Annotated in this window: 12 protein-coding genes; 4 read left to right on the top strand and 8 right to left on the bottom strand. The window is 54.2% G+C overall.

The features are described 5' to 3' along the window. Positions 1–52 precede the first annotated feature (52 nt). Positions 53–2,488, bottom strand: a complete 2,436-nt coding sequence (locus tag DX909_RS20055) for an ABC transporter permease (protein WP_128546999.1) — start codon at positions 2,486–2,488, stop codon at positions 53–55. Positions 2,489–2,789: 301 nt separating this feature from the next. Here DX909_RS20055 and DX909_RS20050 point away from each other — a divergent pair, with 301 nt between their 5' ends. The 4 genes from DX909_RS20050 to DX909_RS20035 all read left to right on the top strand — a co-directional run bounded on the left by DX909_RS20050 (position 2,790) and on the right by DX909_RS20035 (position 8,460). Then, on the top strand, positions 2,790–6,320 hold the full coding sequence (locus DX909_RS20050; RefSeq protein ID WP_128546998.1) for a PA14 domain-containing protein: 3,531 nt from the start codon (positions 2,790–2,792) through the stop codon (positions 6,318–6,320). Positions 6,321–6,921: 601 nt separating this feature from the next. Then, a complete protein-coding gene (locus DX909_RS20045) occupies positions 6,922–7,209 on the top strand; it encodes a hypothetical protein (protein WP_128546997.1) in 288 nt (95 codons plus the stop codon). A gap of 299 nt (positions 7,210–7,508) precedes the next feature. Further along, on the top strand, positions 7,509–7,979 hold the full coding sequence (locus DX909_RS20040; protein ID WP_128546996.1) for a hypothetical protein: 471 nt from the start codon (positions 7,509–7,511) through the stop codon (positions 7,977–7,979). 178 nt (positions 7,980–8,157) lie between these two features. Beyond that, positions 8,158–8,460, top strand: a complete 303-nt coding sequence (locus DX909_RS20035) for a hypothetical protein (RefSeq protein ID WP_128546995.1) — start codon at positions 8,158–8,160, stop codon at positions 8,458–8,460. 628 nt (positions 8,461–9,088) lie between these two features. Here the strand turns inward: DX909_RS20035 and DX909_RS20030 are convergent. From DX909_RS20030 to DX909_RS20000, 7 genes are all read right to left on the bottom strand, one after another. Continuing rightward, on the bottom strand, positions 9,089–10,009 hold the full coding sequence (locus tag DX909_RS20030) for a sugar phosphate isomerase/epimerase family protein (RefSeq protein ID WP_128546994.1): 921 nt from the start codon (positions 10,007–10,009) through the stop codon (positions 9,089–9,091). Between the two features lie 10 nt (positions 10,010–10,019). Next, positions 10,020–13,205: a PQQ-dependent sugar dehydrogenase gene (locus DX909_RS20025; protein WP_128546993.1), complete on the bottom strand. Its 3,186-nt coding sequence runs from the start codon at positions 13,203–13,205 to the stop codon at positions 10,020–10,022. Positions 13,206–13,321: 116 nt separating this feature from the next. Continuing rightward, positions 13,322–14,158, bottom strand: coding sequence for a sugar phosphate isomerase/epimerase family protein (locus DX909_RS20020; RefSeq protein WP_128546992.1), 837 nt, complete (start codon positions 14,156–14,158; stop codon positions 13,322–13,324). Positions 14,159–14,279: 121 nt separating this feature from the next. After that, complete coding sequence (locus DX909_RS20015; RefSeq protein ID WP_128546991.1) at positions 14,280–14,984, bottom strand: hypothetical protein; 705 nt, start codon at positions 14,982–14,984, stop codon at positions 14,280–14,282. A 12-nt stretch (positions 14,985–14,996) separates the two neighbouring features. Next, entirely contained in the window at positions 14,997–16,244 is a 1,248-nt protein-coding gene (locus tag DX909_RS20010) for a hypothetical protein (RefSeq protein WP_128546990.1), read from the bottom strand. A gap of 189 nt (positions 16,245–16,433) precedes the next feature. Continuing rightward, positions 16,434–17,936 (bottom strand): TolB family protein, encoded by a 1,503-nt coding sequence (locus DX909_RS20005; RefSeq protein ID WP_128546989.1) that lies wholly within the window; start codon positions 17,934–17,936, stop codon positions 16,434–16,436. A gap of 91 nt (positions 17,937–18,027) precedes the next feature. Next, a complete protein-coding gene (locus DX909_RS20000; protein ID WP_128546988.1) occupies positions 18,028–18,768 on the bottom strand; it encodes an IclR family transcriptional regulator in 741 nt (246 codons plus the stop codon). Between the last annotated feature and the right edge of the window lie 35 nt (positions 18,769–18,803).

Below are 18,803 nucleotides of genomic sequence, written 5' to 3'. Positions count from 1 at the left end.
CGCAGAAACGAATCCTGCGGCAGGGGCGGTGTGAGGGAGACGGCCCGGACTTTTATTCCGACCGAAGGCTTTTGACCGGGTTAATGAGAGCGGCTTTGATGCTCTGGAAACTGACCGTCAGCAGGGCAATCGCGACGGCCGTCAGTCCGGCCAGGGCAAACATCCACCATTCGATGGTGATCTTGTAGGCAAATTCCTGCAACCACAGGTTCATGACCCACCACGCGAGGGGAGAGGCCAGCCCGAGCGCAATGAGCACCAGCTTCAGGAAATCTTTCGACAGCAGGGTGACGATGCCGGCCACGGACGCGCCCAGCACCTTCCGTACGCCGATTTCCTTTGTCCGCTGCCGGGCGGTGAAAGTGGCCAGCCCGAACAGCCCCAGGCAGGCAACGAAGATGGTCAACCCCGCGAACAGGCCGAGAATGCGTCCGATTTTCTGTTCGGCCTGGTACGACATCCGGAACCGCTCGTCGAGGAATGAATATTGAAACGGCAGATCGGTGCGGAGGTCGTCCCACTGTTTTTTGGTGTCGGCCAGCAGGCCGGGGAGGTCCGTCGTGCGGACTTTGGCGATCATGGCACCGGTGTTTCGGCTGAGGACCATGACCAGCGGGGTAATGGGTTCGTGCAGGGTTCTGAAGTGGAAATCCTTCACGATGCCGATGATGCGGTAGGTGGTGGCGCGGCCTTCATTGTCGGTGCGGCTCAGCGTATGGCCGAGGGCGTTTTTTCCCCAGCCGAGCGTCCGGGCCGCCGTTTCGTTGATAACGATTGCCGCCGAATCCGTGCCGAATTCCCGGGAAAAATTCCGGCCGGCGGTCATCTTCATGCCTAAGGTCGGGATGTACTGGTCGTCGACGTCGTACCGGAGCGTTTTCAGCAGTTGGGAAGACCGGCCGTCGGGATAGACGAAAAAGTTGTTGTTGTCCGAAGGGCCGGCGGGCAGATACCCCGAATTGCTGACGCTGACCACGCGCGGGTCCTGTTCGAGCCGGCTGCGGAAGGCTTCGAGCCGGTTGCCCAGCGCCCAGGTATTCGACACGACCATGACCTGCTCCTTCTCGTAACCGAGTTTCTTATTCCGGATGAAATCCAGCTGTTGATAAACGACGGTGGTGCCGACCATGAGACTGATCGAGATAAAAAACTGGAACACCACGAGGGCGCTGCGCAGGCCGATGCGGCTGCCGCCCGCGGCCATCCGGTCGAGGGAGGCTCCGCCTTTCAGCACCGATACGGGCCGGAACGAGGAAAGGAAGAACGCCGGATAACCGCCCGCGAGCAGACTGACCAGCGCCCCGAATCCGAGCAGACCGCCGGTCAGCCAGAGCGCCGGAAGCTGCGATAAGGTCAGCGTTTTGCCGGACAGGTCGTTGAACAGCGGCAGCGCCAGGCGGACGAGCGCAACCGCCAGCAGGAGGGCCGCCGAGGTCAGGATGACGGATTCGAGCAGGAACTGACGGACCAGTTCCCATTTCATGGAGCCGAGTACCTTCCGGATACCGACCTCACGGGCCCGGCGCGAAGCCGTGGCGGTGCTGAGATTCATGAAGTTGATGCAGGCGATCAGCATCATGAACAGGGCGATTACTCCGAAAATATAGACATACCGGATGTCTCCGGAGGGGGTGAGGTCATAGGCAAAATCCGAGTGCAGGTGGATGTCGGTCAGGGGTTGCAGCTGAAAGCCCAGGTCGTTGCCTTTTTTTCGAAACTCGCTGAGGCTCATGCCCATGCCCTGCTGGATCTGCGGCCCCATGTATTTTTCGACGACCTGCGGCAGCTTGGCTTCCAGCTTTTTGGGGTCGGCGCCCGGCGCCAGAACGAGGTAGGTGAAAAATTCCGACATCATCCAGGACGGCGAGCGGGCGTCGGGAAGGCTGCCCATCGAGGCCAGGAGATCGAACCGGAAGTGGGAGTTGGCCGGAACGGCTTCCATCAGGCCGGTTACCTGGAGGGTGAGGTTTCGGTCCTTGACGGTGAACACTTTGCCGATGGGGTTTGCCGCGCCGAAATATTTACGGGCGGCCGCCTGGGTGAGCACCACGGTGTTGGGCCGGCTCAGGACCGTTGCGGGGTCGCCCTGGATCAGCGGGAGCGAAAAGACGCGGAAGAAGTTGGAGTCCACAAACGCCATGGATTCTTCGAAGAACACCTGATTCCCGACGAGGATGCGGGGCGATCCGCCGTTGCGGATGCGGGTGGCCTCCTCGACCTCCGGATAGTCGGTTTTCAGCGTCCGGGCGACGGGCGGCATGACGTGGGCTTCGTTGATCTGCCCGCCCTGCATGGTTCCCCGGAACACCACCCGGACGATGCGGTCGGCTTTCTGGTGGAAACGGTCGAAGCTCAGTTCGTCGAGGACGAAGAGGCTGATGAGCAGGCAGGTCGCCAGACCGAGGGCCAGTCCGGCGATATTGATGGCTGAGAAGGCGCGGTTTCGCACCAGATTCCGCCAGGCGATTTTAAAGTAGTTCTGAAACATAACCGAATGGGACAGGGCAAACTATTCAGCCGAAGGGCCTCAACTTCTCTGCCAAAAACCGGATCGGCCTCTGACGGCTCCCGGAGTGCCTTTTTCGACCTGATCAGGCTGCATCAGTTGTCCACAAATGGACACTTTCTGTACACTTCTGGACACCCGATGAACGATTGGTTTATATAGCTTTTAACTTAAAGTTACCGAAAAAACATATGACAATACAGGTAAATAATCGGTGAATTGTTTGGTCGTAATGCGGTTCTGCTCATAAACTCGTATTTGTGTTTACATACAAATATTAAGTATGCATTTACCATTACGATCCCGCACCCTCTCTTCCCTGCTACCGCTCACCCTGCTGCTGCTCCTGCTGACCGCCTTCTCGGGGTCTAATCCGCCCCCATCCGGCCACCGGCCCAAAGCCACCTACGATCCCATCCGCTTTTCGCTCTGGGCCGACCGCAACACCGTCGCCGTCGGCCAGGTCTTTACCCTGACCATGACGGCCACCTACCAGCCCGTATCCTCCGCCTTGCTGGAGACCTTCGAGCCGGCGGCCGTTTTCCGCCTGAAGCTGCTGTACCCCGAAGGCTTCGTGCCTACCGGGGGCGACTACCACGAACTGATCGGCACCGAACTCTCGGCGGCCCGGCCTTCGGTCACTTACCAGCTGACGGGCTACTTCGTCTTCCGGCCCGCCAGCCCTACCTTCCGCCTGCTGCGCGGACCCGGCTCGGCCACTTCGGCCAGTCTCTTTGTGGAAGCCACCCGCCTGACGCTACGGCTTTCCCCTTCCTCTGAACCGGCCTCCCCAGCGCTGACCGATGCCCGGGGCCGCCGGCTGGCCGGCAACTTTGAAGGCCACCTCGATGGTGCCGACTGTGGTAGTATCGGCGGCTGGGTTTACGACCGCGATCAGCCCCACATCCCGCTGATGGTCGAATTGCTGGTCAATGGGCAGGTGGTGGCTTCTCAGTGGGCGGGTAATTTCCGCCAGGACCTGCTGAATGCCGGCAAGGGCGACGGCCGCCACGGCTTTGGCTTCGAGACTCCGGCGGCTATAAAGACCGGTCAGCCCGTCAGCGTCAGTGTCCGGGTGGCGGCCTCGGGTTACAGCCTTATCGGCAGTCCCAAAACCGTCACCTGTGCCGGTAGTGCTCCTCCGCCGACCTCCTCCAGCCCGGCCCCGGCCAACCCATCGGGTGGCGCTTACGAGGGCTTTCTGGATGGCGCCGATTGCGGCAGCATCGGCGGATGGGTCTATGACCGTCACCAGCCCGACGCTCCGCTGACGGTGGAGGTGCTGGCAAATGGACAGGTAGTCGCCACGGTGCCGGCGGCCACCTACCGCGCCGACCTGCAGAATGCGGGCAAGGGCAACGGCCGGCACGGTTTCAGCCTGGAACCGCCGGCCAATCTCAAAACCGGCCAGCCGCAAACCATTAGCGTGCGGGTAGCCGGCACGGGCTTCAGCCTGACCAACAGTCCGCGAACGATCACCTGCGCCGGTAGCGGTTCATCGACCCCTTCGCCCCCGACCAATCCCCCACCGTCGACCTCCACGAATCCGTTGGGCGGGAATTACGAAGGCTTCTTCGAGGGGGCCGACTGCGGCAGTGTGGGCGGCTGGGTCTACGATCGCAACAGCCCCAACACCCCGCTGACGGTGGAACTGCTGGCGAACGGCCAAATGGTGGCCGGCGGACTGGCGGGCAATTTCCGTCAGGACCTGCTTACTGCCGGGAAAGGCGACGGGCGCCACGGCCTGAGCCTGCCGCTGCCCGAAAGCGTCAGAACCGGCCAGAACCTCTCGTTACAGCTACGGGTGGCGGGCAGCACCTATCTGCTGATGAACGGCCCGCGAACGATCAATTGTGGAAGCGGCACGACGACGGGCAGTACGACAACGCCTTCGGGCGGTTGCCAGGGGAACGGGCTGACGGGCCTGTATTTCAACACCGACAACCTGTCGGGCACGCCGGTGCTGGCGCGCACCGACGCGGGCATCAACTTCAGCTGGGGCGGTTCGCCGGCCGAGGGCAAGGTCAACGCCGACCGGTTCTCCGTCCACTGGCGGGGGCAGATCGAAGCGCCGGTGACGGGCACCTACGTGTTCCGGACCTACAACGACGATGCCACCCGGCTGACGATTCAGGGCCGGCGGCTGATCGACGACTGGCAGGGCCACCCGCCCACCTGGCAGCAGGGCACGATTTATCTGGAGGCCGGCCGGCGCTACGACATCCGCCTGGACTTTGCCGAGTTTATGGGTGGGGCGCAGGCCCAGCTTTACTGGCAGTATCCCGGCCAGGGCCAGCAATTGGTGCCGGCCTGCCGGCTCTACGGGCTGTCGATGGGCAGCGATCCGCTGGCCAGCCAGAGCGAAATCATCTACCGGATGGTCGTCGACGACTGCACCTTCTGGGTCGACGAACGCGGGGCGGTCGATCACTACTGGTGCTATAACCGGGGAGCGGGCTCCTCGGGCACGGGGGCCTGGGGACCGGGGTTGAGCAACCCGGGCTCGGGCGGTCCGGGGGCGGGTAATCCTCCGCCGGGCTTCCGGCCCGAGGGCGGAGACACCGGCACGCCGGGCAGCAACCCCACCTTCGGCAACGGCCAGCGCACGCCGACGACGGCCTTTCTGGATGCGGTGGACTGTCAGCAGGTGCGGGGCTGGGCCTATGCCACCAACGGGGGCTACGCCTATGTGGATATCTATGTCAACAGCCGCAAAGTGGCGACCGTGCTGGCCAACAACGACCCCCGCCCCGACGTGCGGGCGGCCAAAGGGGGCAACACGGGCATTCCGCTCAACTGCGGCTTCAAGTGGCTGATCCAGGAGGAGTTGAAGTCGAGCCTGGGGGCGGGCGAGCGCCTGACGGTCAACGTGGTGCCGGTCAATGATCTGACCCCGATCGAGAACTCTCCGAGAACCACATCGAACGAATGTAAAAAAGCCGAAACGCCCATAGGGCCGACGAACCCCACCGGCCCCACGGAGCCCTCGACGCTCACGCAGACCCGGCTGAAGCTGGCTTCGGACAAAATGTCGTTTGTAAAGCCATGTGACGTAAGTGATTGGAAGCCGCTAGCGGATTTTTCACCGCCTTCTGCAGTTATGCAACGATTAAATTTGCTTAAGCCTTTCCATCCCTATTTAAATATTTATGATTGGAAGTTACAGACTCTGGAAACGGCCTCAGGTAATCTAATAAATTGCGATTACTTTGGAGTTAATATTAGAAAGTTCCCTGACGGATTTACCGCTGAACGCTTGCTTGAGCATATAAGGAAAAATATTAACAACTTTGTAGACACGGAGTTGTCGGCATTTTACCCTCATCCAAATCTGGTAGACGAGACAAGAAAATGGCTTAATGCTCCCTTGGGAAGTGTGCTATTAATTGACATTCCAGGTGATGATGGTTCTGTAATATGCAGCGATTTCGCAACTGATCACTGGACCTTTTCAACAATAACTGATCCAAATAAGATTGGAGATAACCTTTTTCCTGTTGGTCAACATCCAGTTAGTGGGAACAGATTATTTGGATTTACCAAAAACTCTAATGGGTCATTTTCTTTCTACACCAGAGGAGTTGACCGCTTAACAGGTCAACTGGATGAGTTATTAGGGTCCTCATTATCGCAAATTCAATTTCGACAGGCGGATAAACTTTGGAGAAGTTTTCAAGCTCGTCTAACCAATTTTGTTAACCTAAATGGTGGGGAAGCAGTGTATGAGCCTGAAATAAAAAAGCGACCAAAATGGGACCAACTGAAAGCAGTTTGGCGAGGAGAGTTATCTCCATTGTTGCTTGAATGCGAATGATATGGTTTAACTGTAGAGCAGGCTTAGGCTTACTCCATACTTAACAATAGAAGCAATAAATATGAATAAATTAAAAAGAGAAGTTCAAAGACAAATTTTAATAATTGGGGCAACTCTCGTTTTCAATGCGTTATTATACTGCATCATTGAGGGATTTGATTTTTATAACTCAACCAAAACTTTATCACTTATTGAGAATTTTATTTTCTCTCTCGCCTATGTAGTTACATTCGGTGCCTGGCTCTATATTCCATTTGTATTATTGTTTCTCTATATGTTAAAATATTTTGACGTAAAAAGCTTTAGTCTATTAAATTATGTATTATTAGGTGTCGTTTTGGCATTCATATATTTAGTTTTTTTAAACCTTGTTTCGGAACTTTTATTTGGAATGAGAAATCAAAAAAATATATCTTCCATAATATTCACAAAAAATTTATATTATAGCTCTCTCGGATTAATCTATGGTTCTTTTTATTTTATATCAAGGAATTGGTTTATTAAGTAAGCTTTTAAAAATAAGGATTTGGTAAAAAATTATCATAGTAAAGAAAAGTTTTCTATATAAGGAAAAACTTATGCCATAATTAATTAAAAAATGATGAAAATTAATTTAGTATATAATTCGGAAAATTCATTCCACAAAGATTTGACGCTTGAGATCGAGCATCTGGTTTCCGATACGCAAGACTCCTATTTTTTTGCTTTAGATAATTTTATTCTTCCAGACAAGGAAAATTGGGAAAAGGTGAAGGTAGTAGTTTCCTATTTACTGAATAAGTGGGAAATAGCAGTAAGAGAAATCGATTCTGCTACCCATTTGCCTTTTGATTTTTCCGATCAATATATCGGATGCTTAAAAGTTGAAAAATATCCAAGCAACAATTAAAATTAATGTACGGCTATACTGCTATATTCGATGGTACGACTTTATGCCCGTCTCAATTTGATTTATTTCAAATCGCGGATCAGGATTTTATACCCTCTGCTCGTTTTCCAGGTTCAAAAATTGTTGATAAAGAAAAGATGCTTTTCAAAATCTGTAAAGAAAAGGAAAGGTTATTTCTACAGGAATAAGTAAAATTCCTTTTCCATTCTGAGATGCCTATCTATCATTTGAACACAATTAATAATTTGGTAAATATCTCTCGAATTCGTTAAGGAAAAAGATTAAAACTTTATTTTGAAATGATTACAATTGAGTTCGAAGAAAATAAAGACTTTCAATTTCATTCTGACCTTCATATTTCTGTTCCGGAATTAAATATTTACACTGATGCAGACACTTATTTCTTTGCTGATGACCCCGGTATATTACCTGCCGAACCGAGCGAAGAAAAAGTGAAAGCGGGCTTATTTCATTTACTTGAAAATTGGATAAAGTCCGTGCAGTCCCTTCATGAAGGAAATACCGCCTTTCTGCCTTTTGATTTCTCCGACCAATACACAGGAGCACTTAAAGTTTCCAGGAGAGGCAATGAATTGACCGTTCAATACGGCTGGATTCCGGAGGTGTTTAGTATGTATCCTTCTTTTCTGTACCGCGTCGATTTTAACAAAGTTAAATTCAACTACGAAGGCCCGGAAATGGAAGTCTCTATTGATGAATTCCTGGCCGAAATCCGTCGGGAACGGGATAAAATTCATCTTCACGAATAGCTCCTATGCTGACGATCGACTGGATTCCCGATTCGAAAGGCCCTTACCGGCAGGATCTGTTTCTGCGGTCAGATAACTGGACCTGGAAAAGCAGGTTGATTCACTTCCTTACCTGCTGGATAACCACGTTGACGGTCTGGAATTTAACTCCGATAAGGTCAAAATTCTTCTGACTCGATTGCTTACCCAATGGGAAAAAGAACTTCTGGCGCTGGATCATCGACAAACGATCTATCTACCCTTCGATTTTGCCGACGAGTATACCGGTCTCCTTAAAATCGTCGGCTGGCGGCATGACCTGATCGATGTTCAATACGGAGAGACGGCGTCGTACCAGGGATTGCACCCGTCCGTCTGGCCGGCTATCGAACTCGCTGATGAAGCCTTCAGGCCGTTTGCCGGGCGTTCCCTCATGCCGAAGGAACTCCTGCTGGAAGATATTCAGCGCGAGAAGGCAAAATATTCTGAATCAAGAGTATAGATCAGAATTTATATCCTGGGAATTGTTACGAAGATTGCCCGCTTATATCAACTATTTGGTCCTTTTGAATTACCATCAGGAGGCTTTACATTTTTAATGGCATTTAAAATATAAGAAGTAGAATTGAAATGAAATTGTGGATAAAACTCTTTGTTAAGCAGTTATTTATTTTCATAATATTAACAATTGTCGATACTTTAGCCTATTATAGAATAGAATTTTATAGGTTTTGTAAATCTGATGAAATTTGGGAGGACAAGGTTAATTGTTACTTATATGTTCTCTTGAATGTTTTGTTCTACCATTCCTTTTTTTATTTAATTCCAATTGTGATTATTGTAAGTTGGATTGAAAAGAGCAGACGATTCAACTCATTAGCCTGCTGTATGTCGGCAGGATTTTTAGTTACATTTGCATTTTTATCAATTCCGGTATTACTGGCTTTGATAGGAAATAATTTCTCCTTCTATAAATACAGCCTTCCAGATTTTGTTTTTTATCTCTATTCTTTCCTTGGCGCCACCTATGGCTTCCTCTATTATTTTGTGAGAAAGTGGTAGCTAATTTTACTTTTCCCTTTAAGCGGATCAGGTTTAAGTTTACTATTATGTCAACGGGCGGGTGATGATCACCCCAGGGCAATCCCTGCTTCCTTCGCTTTCGCCATCACAAATTGCCGGGCTTCGTCGTATTCTTCCGGGCTGCGGAGGTGTTCGAGCAACAGGGGGACCTCGCGGGGCAGGGCGGTGACGTTGCGCAGGTAGGCGCCGTAGTCGAGGCCGCCCCGGCCGGGCATGGTTTCGGCGAAATGCACGTCCTTCCCGACCACGTCCTTCGCGTGGACCGACACGATCCAGCGGCCCAGCTTCCGAAACGTCTCGTCGATCAGGGCCGCATTGCGGTAATACCGCTCCGGGCTGTTGATGATGTTGGCTATGTCCACGTGTGCCCCGAAGGCCGGCCGGTCGATGGCTTTGATGAACTTCAGGTACGAATCCGGGCCGTCGGGGAGGCTCCAGCCCATCATCTCCAGTGAAAATTTCGCTCGCTTCGGCTTCACTGCGTCGATCACCTTCCGGCAGTTCTCCACCGTCGCGTCGAAATAGTCGGATGACAGGTTGCGGGGGTCAGGGCCGTCCCACTGCTTCGGATTGAACGAGCCGGCGATATTGATGCAGGTCAGCGCGCCGACGGCTTCGGCCAGCGCCAGCCGGTCGGTGACATACGCCAGATTTTTGGCCCGTTTTTCGGCATCGGCCTCCAGCATGTTCACCCAGGCGCCGACCTCGGCGATGATCACGTTCTGGTCCGAAAAGGCTTTGCGGAGGGCCTCGATCCGGTCGGTTTCCTTCAGTTCCACCTTCGGCACGTAGGCCGCGCTGTAGCCCAGCCGCCGGTGTTCGCGGGCCAGTTCGACCGGGTCGTCGGATTTCAGGAAGATCGGCCCACCGAGCCGGAGAGGGCGCGGGGCCGTCCGGAGGGCGGGCAGGGCCAGCACCCCACCCGCCACCGCCCCGGCCGTATGCAGAAAATCACGTCTTGAAAGCACGTTCCCGTCGTTATCGGTTGAACTGAATCCAGTCGACGACCAGCAGGTTCTTGTCTTTCACCTGGTCGTTGCGAATCACAAAATACAGGTTTTTCATCCCGGAAGCGCCGGTCAGCGGGGCGTTGAACGTCCGCCAGGAAATGCCCCGGCCGCTGCCCCCTTCCGCCGGCGGTTCCACCTGCGCCGTTCCGAGAAGCGGGCCGTTCGACGACCCGCTCCGCACCTCGATGCGGCCACCCCGGCCGCCCAGAGCCGCGGCATTGAACGTCAGATTTTGAATACCGGTCAGGTCGATGTCCGGAAACGCGATCCAGGAACCGTCTTTCAGATCGCCGACCCACGACTGGCTGCTGCCGTCCTGGTGTTTACGGTCCGCATTCGCCGACTGCGCGTAGGTTTCGGCCTGTACTCTGGGGTTTCGCAGCACGATCAGCTTCCGGCCGGTCAGCGGGCCGGTGACGGGGTTGCCCCGGTCGGTGTAGCTGGCGGAAATAACGTAGCTGCCTTCTTCCGCGCTCGTGGCGGCCGGTGTATACGTGCCCTGCAGCGGCAGTTTTCCACCGGTACCCTCGGTCGCCAGCGACAGAATATAGCGAACCATTTCGCCGGTTTCTTCCTCCGTGTGCTGCGGGTGGGCCGACATCATGTTCTTGCCCCAGTTGCCGTTTCCGCCGGTAATCACTTTTTTAGCCAGCATCGGCACGGCCGCATCCCCGGCTTCCCGATACCGTCTGGAAACCTCCATATAGGTCGGGCCGATGGATTTAACGCTCATCGAATGGCAGGCCTTGCAGTCGCTGGCGTTCAGCAGGGTTCTGCCTTTCAGGTATTTAGCCGACACGTCGCCCGACTGTGTGGCGTTCGACGCCAGCAGCGCCAGGTCGTTGCCCTGCAGGTAATCGACCGCAAACTTCACCTTTCCGGGGGCGATGCCCTTGTTCAAACTGCCGTCCTCCCGGTCGCGGACGCTGACCGAATAGGCCAGCGGCACCTTGTCGAAATAAAAGGAACGGTTGCCCTTCAGCGCAATGTCCACCTCCGGCGTTTCGTTGCCGACTTTAATCTCCTGTTCGACGGTCGCTTTCTGGCCTTCCGCATCCGTTACCGTCAGCCGGGCGCGGTAAACACCCGGTTTGGCATAGGTGAAGGTCGGCGCTACGGCCGTCGACTTCTGGCCGGTGCCCGACTCCCAGAGGTAACCGATGCGGTCGCCCCGGTCGTAATCGAACGATTCAGCGGCCGACAGCCGGGCGGTCAGAGGGGCTGCCCCCACGGTTTTGGTAGCCTGAATTTTGGCCACCGGCCGGCGATTGCCGTCGGAAAATTCGATCCGGACCAGCTGCGAATCCGGGTTCCGGGCGAAATAGTTGGCCCCGTAGGCCAGCACGTATAGGGCCCCGTCGCGCCCGAACTTGAGGTCGATGGGTTTGGAAATAAAGGTCGTCGGCAGGAACGGCTCGATCTGCCGCAGGTCCCCGGCCTCGTTGAAGGTCAGGACCTTGATCCAGTTTCGCGCCCATTCGTAGATGAACATTTTGTGGTTGTAATAGGCCGGGAACCGCACGTCCGTCTTTTTATAGTCATCGATATAATAGAACGGACCGGCCATGGCCGAGCGCGAGCCGGTGCCCAGCATCGGAAATTCCGCCGACTTGTCGTAGGGATACCAGATCATGGCTTTCTGAGCCGGGGGCAGCACCTTCGCGCCGTAGTTGTTGGGCGAATCGTTGACGGGCCGTTCCGGATCGTAATTTGCCCCGGTTTTATTGGTCGCAAAGTCGAAGTCGGCGTAGGCTTTGTTGTCGCCCACGAAGTAGGGCCAGCCGAAATTGCCCGGTTTGCGGGCCTGGTTCCATTCGTCCTGGCTTTTAGGACCGCGCTCGCTCGCCGTTCCGCCGTCGGGGCCCACGTCCCCCCAATACAGAAAACCGCGCTTGTCGACCCAGATGCGGTAGGGGTTACGGGCACCCATGACGTAGATTTCGGGCCGCCCCTGCGAGCCGTCCTTCGGGAACAGATTCCCGTCCGGAATGGTGTAGGAGCCGTCGGCCTGCAACTGAACCCGCAGGATTTTGCCGCGCAGATCGTGGGTGTTGCCCGACGATTTCTGGGCGTCGAACGGGCCGCGGCCGGGACGCTCGTCGGTGGGCGTATAGCCGTCCGATTCCTTCGAGCTGGTGTTGTCGCCGGTCGAGAGATACAGCAGGCCGTCGGGGCCGAAATAGACGTTACCGGCTGAGTGGCAGCAGGTTTCTCTTTGGACCGGCACCTGCATCACCACCTTTTCGGAACTGAGCTGGAGGCTGTCGCCGGTGAAGAAGAAGCGCGACAGATTCTGCACCGCCTTGCTGCCGACGGGCGAATAATACAGGTAGACAAAGTGGTTTTTACTGAACTGCGGGTCCAGTTCCATGCCCAGCAGACCGTCTTCGTAGTTGCCCGTCAGGTGAACGGCCAGCTTGTTGATGACCTTCGTCTGTTTGGCGGCCGGGTCGTAAAGCTTGACGTTGCCCCGGCGCTCGATGAACAGCACCCGGTTGTCGTCCATAACCTCCATTTCGATGGGTTCCTCCATGAACGAATCCAGCACCGTCGTGGTGAAGCGGTTTTCTTCCGGCATCCGGGCCGAGTGGGCGTTGCGGTAATTCAGCGCCGGACCTTCCATGGCATACCGAATGCCTTCCAGCACCTGTTTTGCTCCGTTGTCGTCCAGGGTGGCGGTACCTCCGCCGAGGTAAAACACGCGGCCGCCGTCCCAGGTGCGGGTCCAGTAGACCGGGCGGGCCGGGTCGGCGGGCTGGCCGGCCTGCAGGTCGTTGAACCAGGGCCACTGGTAGCGGGTAAAACCGGCCGTATGAACCGCCCCGAAGCCGCCCCCGGCCTGCACGAACCGCTCCAGATCCAACTGCTGGCCGGTTTCGAGAACGTCGGGCGACGTGTTCACAAAGACCACTGTGCGGTAGTTCTTCAGGGAGTCTTCCGAGAGGTAGGCGGTATGGGTGGTCGTGTCCACCGTGATGTCGTTTTTCTGCGCCAGCGTCATCAGCGACCGCAGGGCGACGGTGGCCCCGGGCTGGTTGACGGTATTGCGGGCAAAGAGCAGCAGGCGGTCTTCCTTGCGGTTGTTCCAGCTCATCAGAAGAAGCAGGAGCAGGGGTGCCACCAGGGGATTTAAGATATTAAGTCGGTTTTTCATACGTTTGGGACCACCCCCCGGCCCCCTCCTTGGTAAGGAGGGGGTGACTTCGCAGTGACTGAATAGTGGCAGCGCACTCTCCCTCCTTACCAAGGAGGGGGCCGGGGGGTGGTTTTTTAATAATTCAGCTTCGCCAGATAGTCAAAATCGTATTTCGCGCTTTCCATGGCGGTGCGGGGGTATTCCTCCTGTTCGACGAAGAAGTATTTCATCCCCGACGTATCCATGTTCTTCAGCATCTTCACGATGTCGATCTGGCCCTTACCGAACTCGGTGCTTTCCTTTTTGGCCCGGTCCATGTCCTTCAGGTGCCAGAGCGGGAAGCGACCGGGGTATTTTTTGAAGTAGGTCAGCGGGTCGTTTCCGGTCAGGACGGCCCAGCCGAGATCCATCTCCATCATCACACTTTTCGGGTCCGACTCCTCGATCAGGATGTCGTACAGCACCTTGCCGCCGGCTTTGTCGAACTCATAGTCGTGGTTGTGGTAGGCGAACACCAGCCCGGCTTTTTTGCAGGCTTCGGCGGCTTTGGAGAACAGTTCGGCGCAGCGCTGGTAGTTGGCGACGGTCTGCCCCTGCGACGGCAGCGACGAGCAGACCAGGTAACTCTGCCCGGCTTCGACGGCCATGTCGACCGACCGCTGCCAGTTATTGTCGATGTGGACGTGGCCGCTGCGGACGGTCATGCCGAGGTCGCCGGCGATCTTTTTTATTTCTTTCGGCTGGAGGCCGTAGAAGTGGCCTTTGTCACTTCGGGCCGATTCCAGTTGTTTATAGCCGATGGCGGCCAGTTGTTTCAGCGTGCCCACGGCGTCGGCCAGCATTTCCTTGCGGACCGTATACAGCTGGATGCCTACGTTTTTCACTTTGGCGGCCCGGGAAAGGGAAGGGGTCAGGAGCGCCCCGGCCGCCAGGCAGCCCGAGGCTTTCAGAAATTCACGTCTTGTTTTCATCATACAGGGTTGTTGGAATAGAAAGAAAGAATCTGTCCGTTTTTAATGGTGTATACCTGGAAAGGTTTCCGACCGAATGGGAGAGGTAAGGTACGACCCTCTGAAAAGGGATGTGTATTAATCAGTTAAAAATAGCAGGCTTAAATGAATAGGAGAATTTTAAACTATACATGATAAAAGTATCTCTTTTATTTACGGGAAATGTTTTTGGAATGATGCTTGCGATCGGTTCTATCCAAAATCTTCGACTGATTGGTACACCGAACCGGATATCGATCACGTTGTACTGCATATTAAGATAAAAATCCTGCTTAATTAGCCGTACGTTTCCATTTCCGATTTCTTTGGTTATCAGATATTTTTTTCCTGGATTCATTATGCCGATTCCCAAGCCTAAATAATGGTACTTCTTTCTTTTTGGGTTCAGCCAAAACGCTTTATAAGCAAATACATGGTGTTCTGTTAAAAAATCTTTTTTGTAATTTGGAATACTAAATGTTCCGTGAATGATATCGTATCGAAATGAAGGTGAGTAGGCGAGTCCAGATTTAATCGGCCTGCAAAAAAAGCTAAAGCCTAAATTTACCGCCGTCCCCTGAAGGTGTTTTTCGTAGTTGAAAGGGATAATTGGGTCATATGCATCGACCCTGCGAAAGTTAAGAAAGTTCATCAATGTGCTTCTTGCCGAAACTCCTGCTTCAACGTTAAAAGAAAATGGTTTGAGCTTTTCTTCATCAACAGTTTGTTGGCCAAAGACAAATTGTCCGCAAAGGAATATGATTGTGGTTGCTATTCTACCGATAAAATGTAAAAAAGGCTTCTTCATTTGTCTATGCTGTTAGGAGATGGGCCAGAAGAATTCTGGCCCATTGATAACGCATCGGATCTTAAAGTCTACAGTTATGTCATTATTATCGACAAGATAAGTTCGGCCGGAATTTGATCCATAGTAATTTGGGAAAGCGATAATGAAATCACCAATATAATGGGATTCAGCAGACCTGTATCCCATTTCGAGAATGTGATTTCCTACATTAAATCTTCTGGTTTTAATTGACTCCGGCCAGTTATCTTGCTCGTAAATTACATAGTAGAGGTGGGATAAGTCATCAGTCGTGTAATTTCCACCGAATTCATACTTTTTCGAAACGTCATCTACGAACCATATCTTATGGCCGTAAAAACGCATACTTCCCAGGTATTGCCGACTCCATGTGTCAATTTGGCCTCCAAAGCCAGAGTAAAGATTTAAAGTTTTTACATAAAAGGCTCCAGGATACCAGGGGTGCTCCCCATTTTGATTTGTACAGTAGGCAATTATATTTATATCACTTTTCCCGGATTGCCAGCCCTCCTTTGCAACCTTAACGTTCATCCTTTCCAAATAAAGAGATTCAACCGCTCTCAGTTTTGCCGCTGATTTCGACTTCTCTTTATTACCATCCACTCTATCATTCACAGAGAATACCCAAACTTCATGATCTTTTGCATATTCTTCATTTATCCGAAATGGTAATTTTTCAAAATTCCTGGTTTTTTTGTTTAAAACGTACCCATCTTCTTCTTCTTTGGTGATTCCGTCGTATGCTACAAGAACAGGACTTTCTTTATTGATCTTGCCTTTCTTTTTCAGATTTTCGTAAAAAGGGATATACACTTGAGGAAAATAGGTGTTCCCTTCAATACCTTCAAATGCCTTTAATACATCATCTCCTGAAGTTCTCCCCATTGGGCTATTATTTGCTAATTCAATATTGTTTTTTAGTTTAAAGAGTGAGTTCGTTTTTTCTAAAGTTTCAATCAAAACGTTATAATCGCCATCAAACTGCTTTTCAATCTCCTGATAAAGTAAGCTCTTTAAAGCTTCATTTCTTGATATTGAAAACATTACGCCACGGCCAATCTTACTTAGGTTTTCTCTAGTATAATTATGGGGGTCTTCAATTCTCTTTTCTGCATTGACAATTTCTTTTGAAGTTTCGATTACAGCCGGTTCCTTACAAGCACTTAATAAAAAGGAAAATGAACCAAGAATTGCGAAGGTGCTGCTCCAAAATTTGATGGAAGAATTAAAGATGCAAATCATTCCTTAAAAATTTTAGAAGTGGATAATCGTTTAAACATCCAAATCTAATATTGCTTATACAAACAATCAAGAGAACTCTCCTTTTATTTTCTCTGCTCTTGTGTTATCAATCTCTACTTGCAGCCGCAAGCAAGTAGAGATTGATTAAGTTTCAGGAATCAACTGAAATGTCTCAGGAATCCCTTTTAACTACCGCCCCGTTTCGTCGGTATTGCTCACAAAGGCGATGCGCCTGCCGTCGGGCGACCAGGAAGGGGTGTTGATCGATCCCTGCCCGCCGTAGAGGTAGGCGATCACCCGGGGTTTGCCGCCCGAAACCGGCATCGTCCGCAGATACACGTGCTTGTAGGGCGGGTGGCTGCCCGACTCCACCTCGTCTTTCAGGAACGACAGGAAAACCATCTGTTTGCCGTCCGGCGAGATGTGCGCGAACCAGTCGTTGAACGCGCCGTCCGTGACCGGCTCCTGCCCGCTGCCGTCGGGTTTCATGCGCCAGATCTGCATCGTGCCGGTGCGGTTGGAGTTGAAATAAATATACCGGCCGTCGGGGCTGTATTCCGGTCCGTCGTCGAGCCCTTTGGCGTCCGTCAGCCGGATTTCGTCGCCCCCTTCCGCCGGTATTTTATATACGTCGAACTCGTTGTTGCGCGAGCCGCAGAAGACCAGAAACTTCCCGTCGGGCGACCAGCCGTGCAGGTAGGAGGGGCCGCGCGGGGTGATCTGCTTCGGCGTGCCGCCGGTGACCGGCACCGTGTAGATGATCGAACCACCCAGCTCGCGCACCCCGCTGCTGAGACCCAGCCTCTTCCCGTCGAACGACAGCACGTGGTCGTTGTTGTTGTTCTTTACCTCGCCGGTGTTCAGGACGGCGGGCTTCCGGGTTGCCAGATCGAAGGTGTAGATGAGCCCTTCGCTGTTGTAAATCAAAGTCTTGCCGTCGGGCGTCCAGTTGGGGGCCTGAATGGAGTTCGGGGCGGTGAAAATGTGTTCGCGTTTGCCGGTCGTCACGTCGAGCAGTTCCAGGCGGCTGCCGAGGGTCATGCGGCCGGGTGGGTTGTCGGGTTTGGCCGGAATGGTGATCCGGACCTCCTCGAAGACCCCGGCGCCCCCTTTTCCGCCGAGGAACAGACCGACATACAACTCGTCGCTCAGGGCCAGGTTTTCCACTTTCTGAATCTCGAACGGCTCCCCGAAGCGGGCGGCCCAGAGCAGAAAGGTGTTCCCCCGTCGTTCGAGCTGGATGACGTCGGCTTCCTTCAGCGTAGCGAGTTTTTCCTCCACTTCGCCCCCGGCCGTCCGGCGGGTTCGGAGGGTGGTCAGGCCGTCGGCCGAGACGGCTGCGCTCACCTGGGGAGCTTCGGGTTCGAGGCTGGTCCGGGCCGTCCAGCCGACCTCGGGCCGGCTTCCGGCCGCCCCGGCCGGGAGCCGGTACCGGGCGTAGACGAGAAAGTCGCCCTTCAGCCGTTTCCAGAGAAACTGGACGGCCTCTTTCCCGGGAGGGGTTGCCCCGGCCGGACGGGTCAGCTGGTAGGTCTGACCGGCCGCGTCGTAGCGGGCCGTGCCGGTTTGGCGGCCGGTGCCGATCGAACGGGTACCATCGAATTCGCCCACCGGCCGGTCCTGAACCGGTCGGGAGGGAGGGGCGGCCCCGACAAGGCTGAGGGCCAGCGCCAGAAGCAAAGGTTTGATCATCTCGGGTTTAGGAAAAGTCGAAAAGACGATGTTAGTTTTTTACGGGTGAAAATCGTAACCCGTGCCTCAATTTATTTAGGCCGATACCGGTTTACATCGCGCCGAGCCGCCGGTCGATGCGGGCCGCCGTCTCCCGCAGCGCGTCGATCAGTTCCTGCTTTTTGGATTGGGGGCAGCGGATTTCCGGCAGAAAGATGCTGATGCTGGCCACCACCTGCTGCCCCCGCCGGACCGGAACGGCCAGCCCGATGATATGGGAGCGCGAATGCGTCACCGACAGTTCCTCCCGCTGGATAGCCGCCAGAGATCGTTCCAGCCCCTCGGGCGTGGCGGCTTCCGGCCAGACGTCGTCGGCGGGCAGGCCGACCACCTGGATCAGGGCCGCCCGCTCCTTGTCGGAAAGAAAAGCCAGCAGCACCCGGCCGCTGGCCGTTTCGTAGATGTTGCGCTCTGTTCGGCTGCGGACCTGGAGGTCCTGGTCGCTGTTGACCAGGTGAACGATGTACCGCTTGTGGTTCCGGATGATGCCGAGGATGCAGGTTTCATTGACCCGGCGGGTCAGCTCTTCCATCTCGTCGCGGGCCGCCGACACCAGATTCTGGCTGTAAGCCAGGTTGTTGGTCAGGTTGTAGGCCATCGGGCCGAGACGGTACCCCTTCTTCCGGCCGACATGCTCCAGGTACTGCTTCCCGACCAGCGTTTTCAGAATGTTGGCGCAGGTGGCCTGATGAATTTGCAGACCCTCCGAAATTTCGGTCAGAGAAAACGTCCGCTCCTGGTCCTGCGCAACGAATTCGAGCATGTCCAGCGCCTTGATAACTACCAATACCATAATAGAAAAAAGTACTATGTTCTGCGTGACTGCAA

Source organism: Larkinella soli (genome assembly GCF_003703975.1).
GTDB lineage: Bacteria > Bacteroidota > Bacteroidia > Cytophagales > Spirosomataceae > Larkinella > Larkinella soli.
The sequence above is the reverse complement of the archived record's forward strand: the minus strand, read 5'-3'. Positions and strand labels throughout refer to the sequence as shown.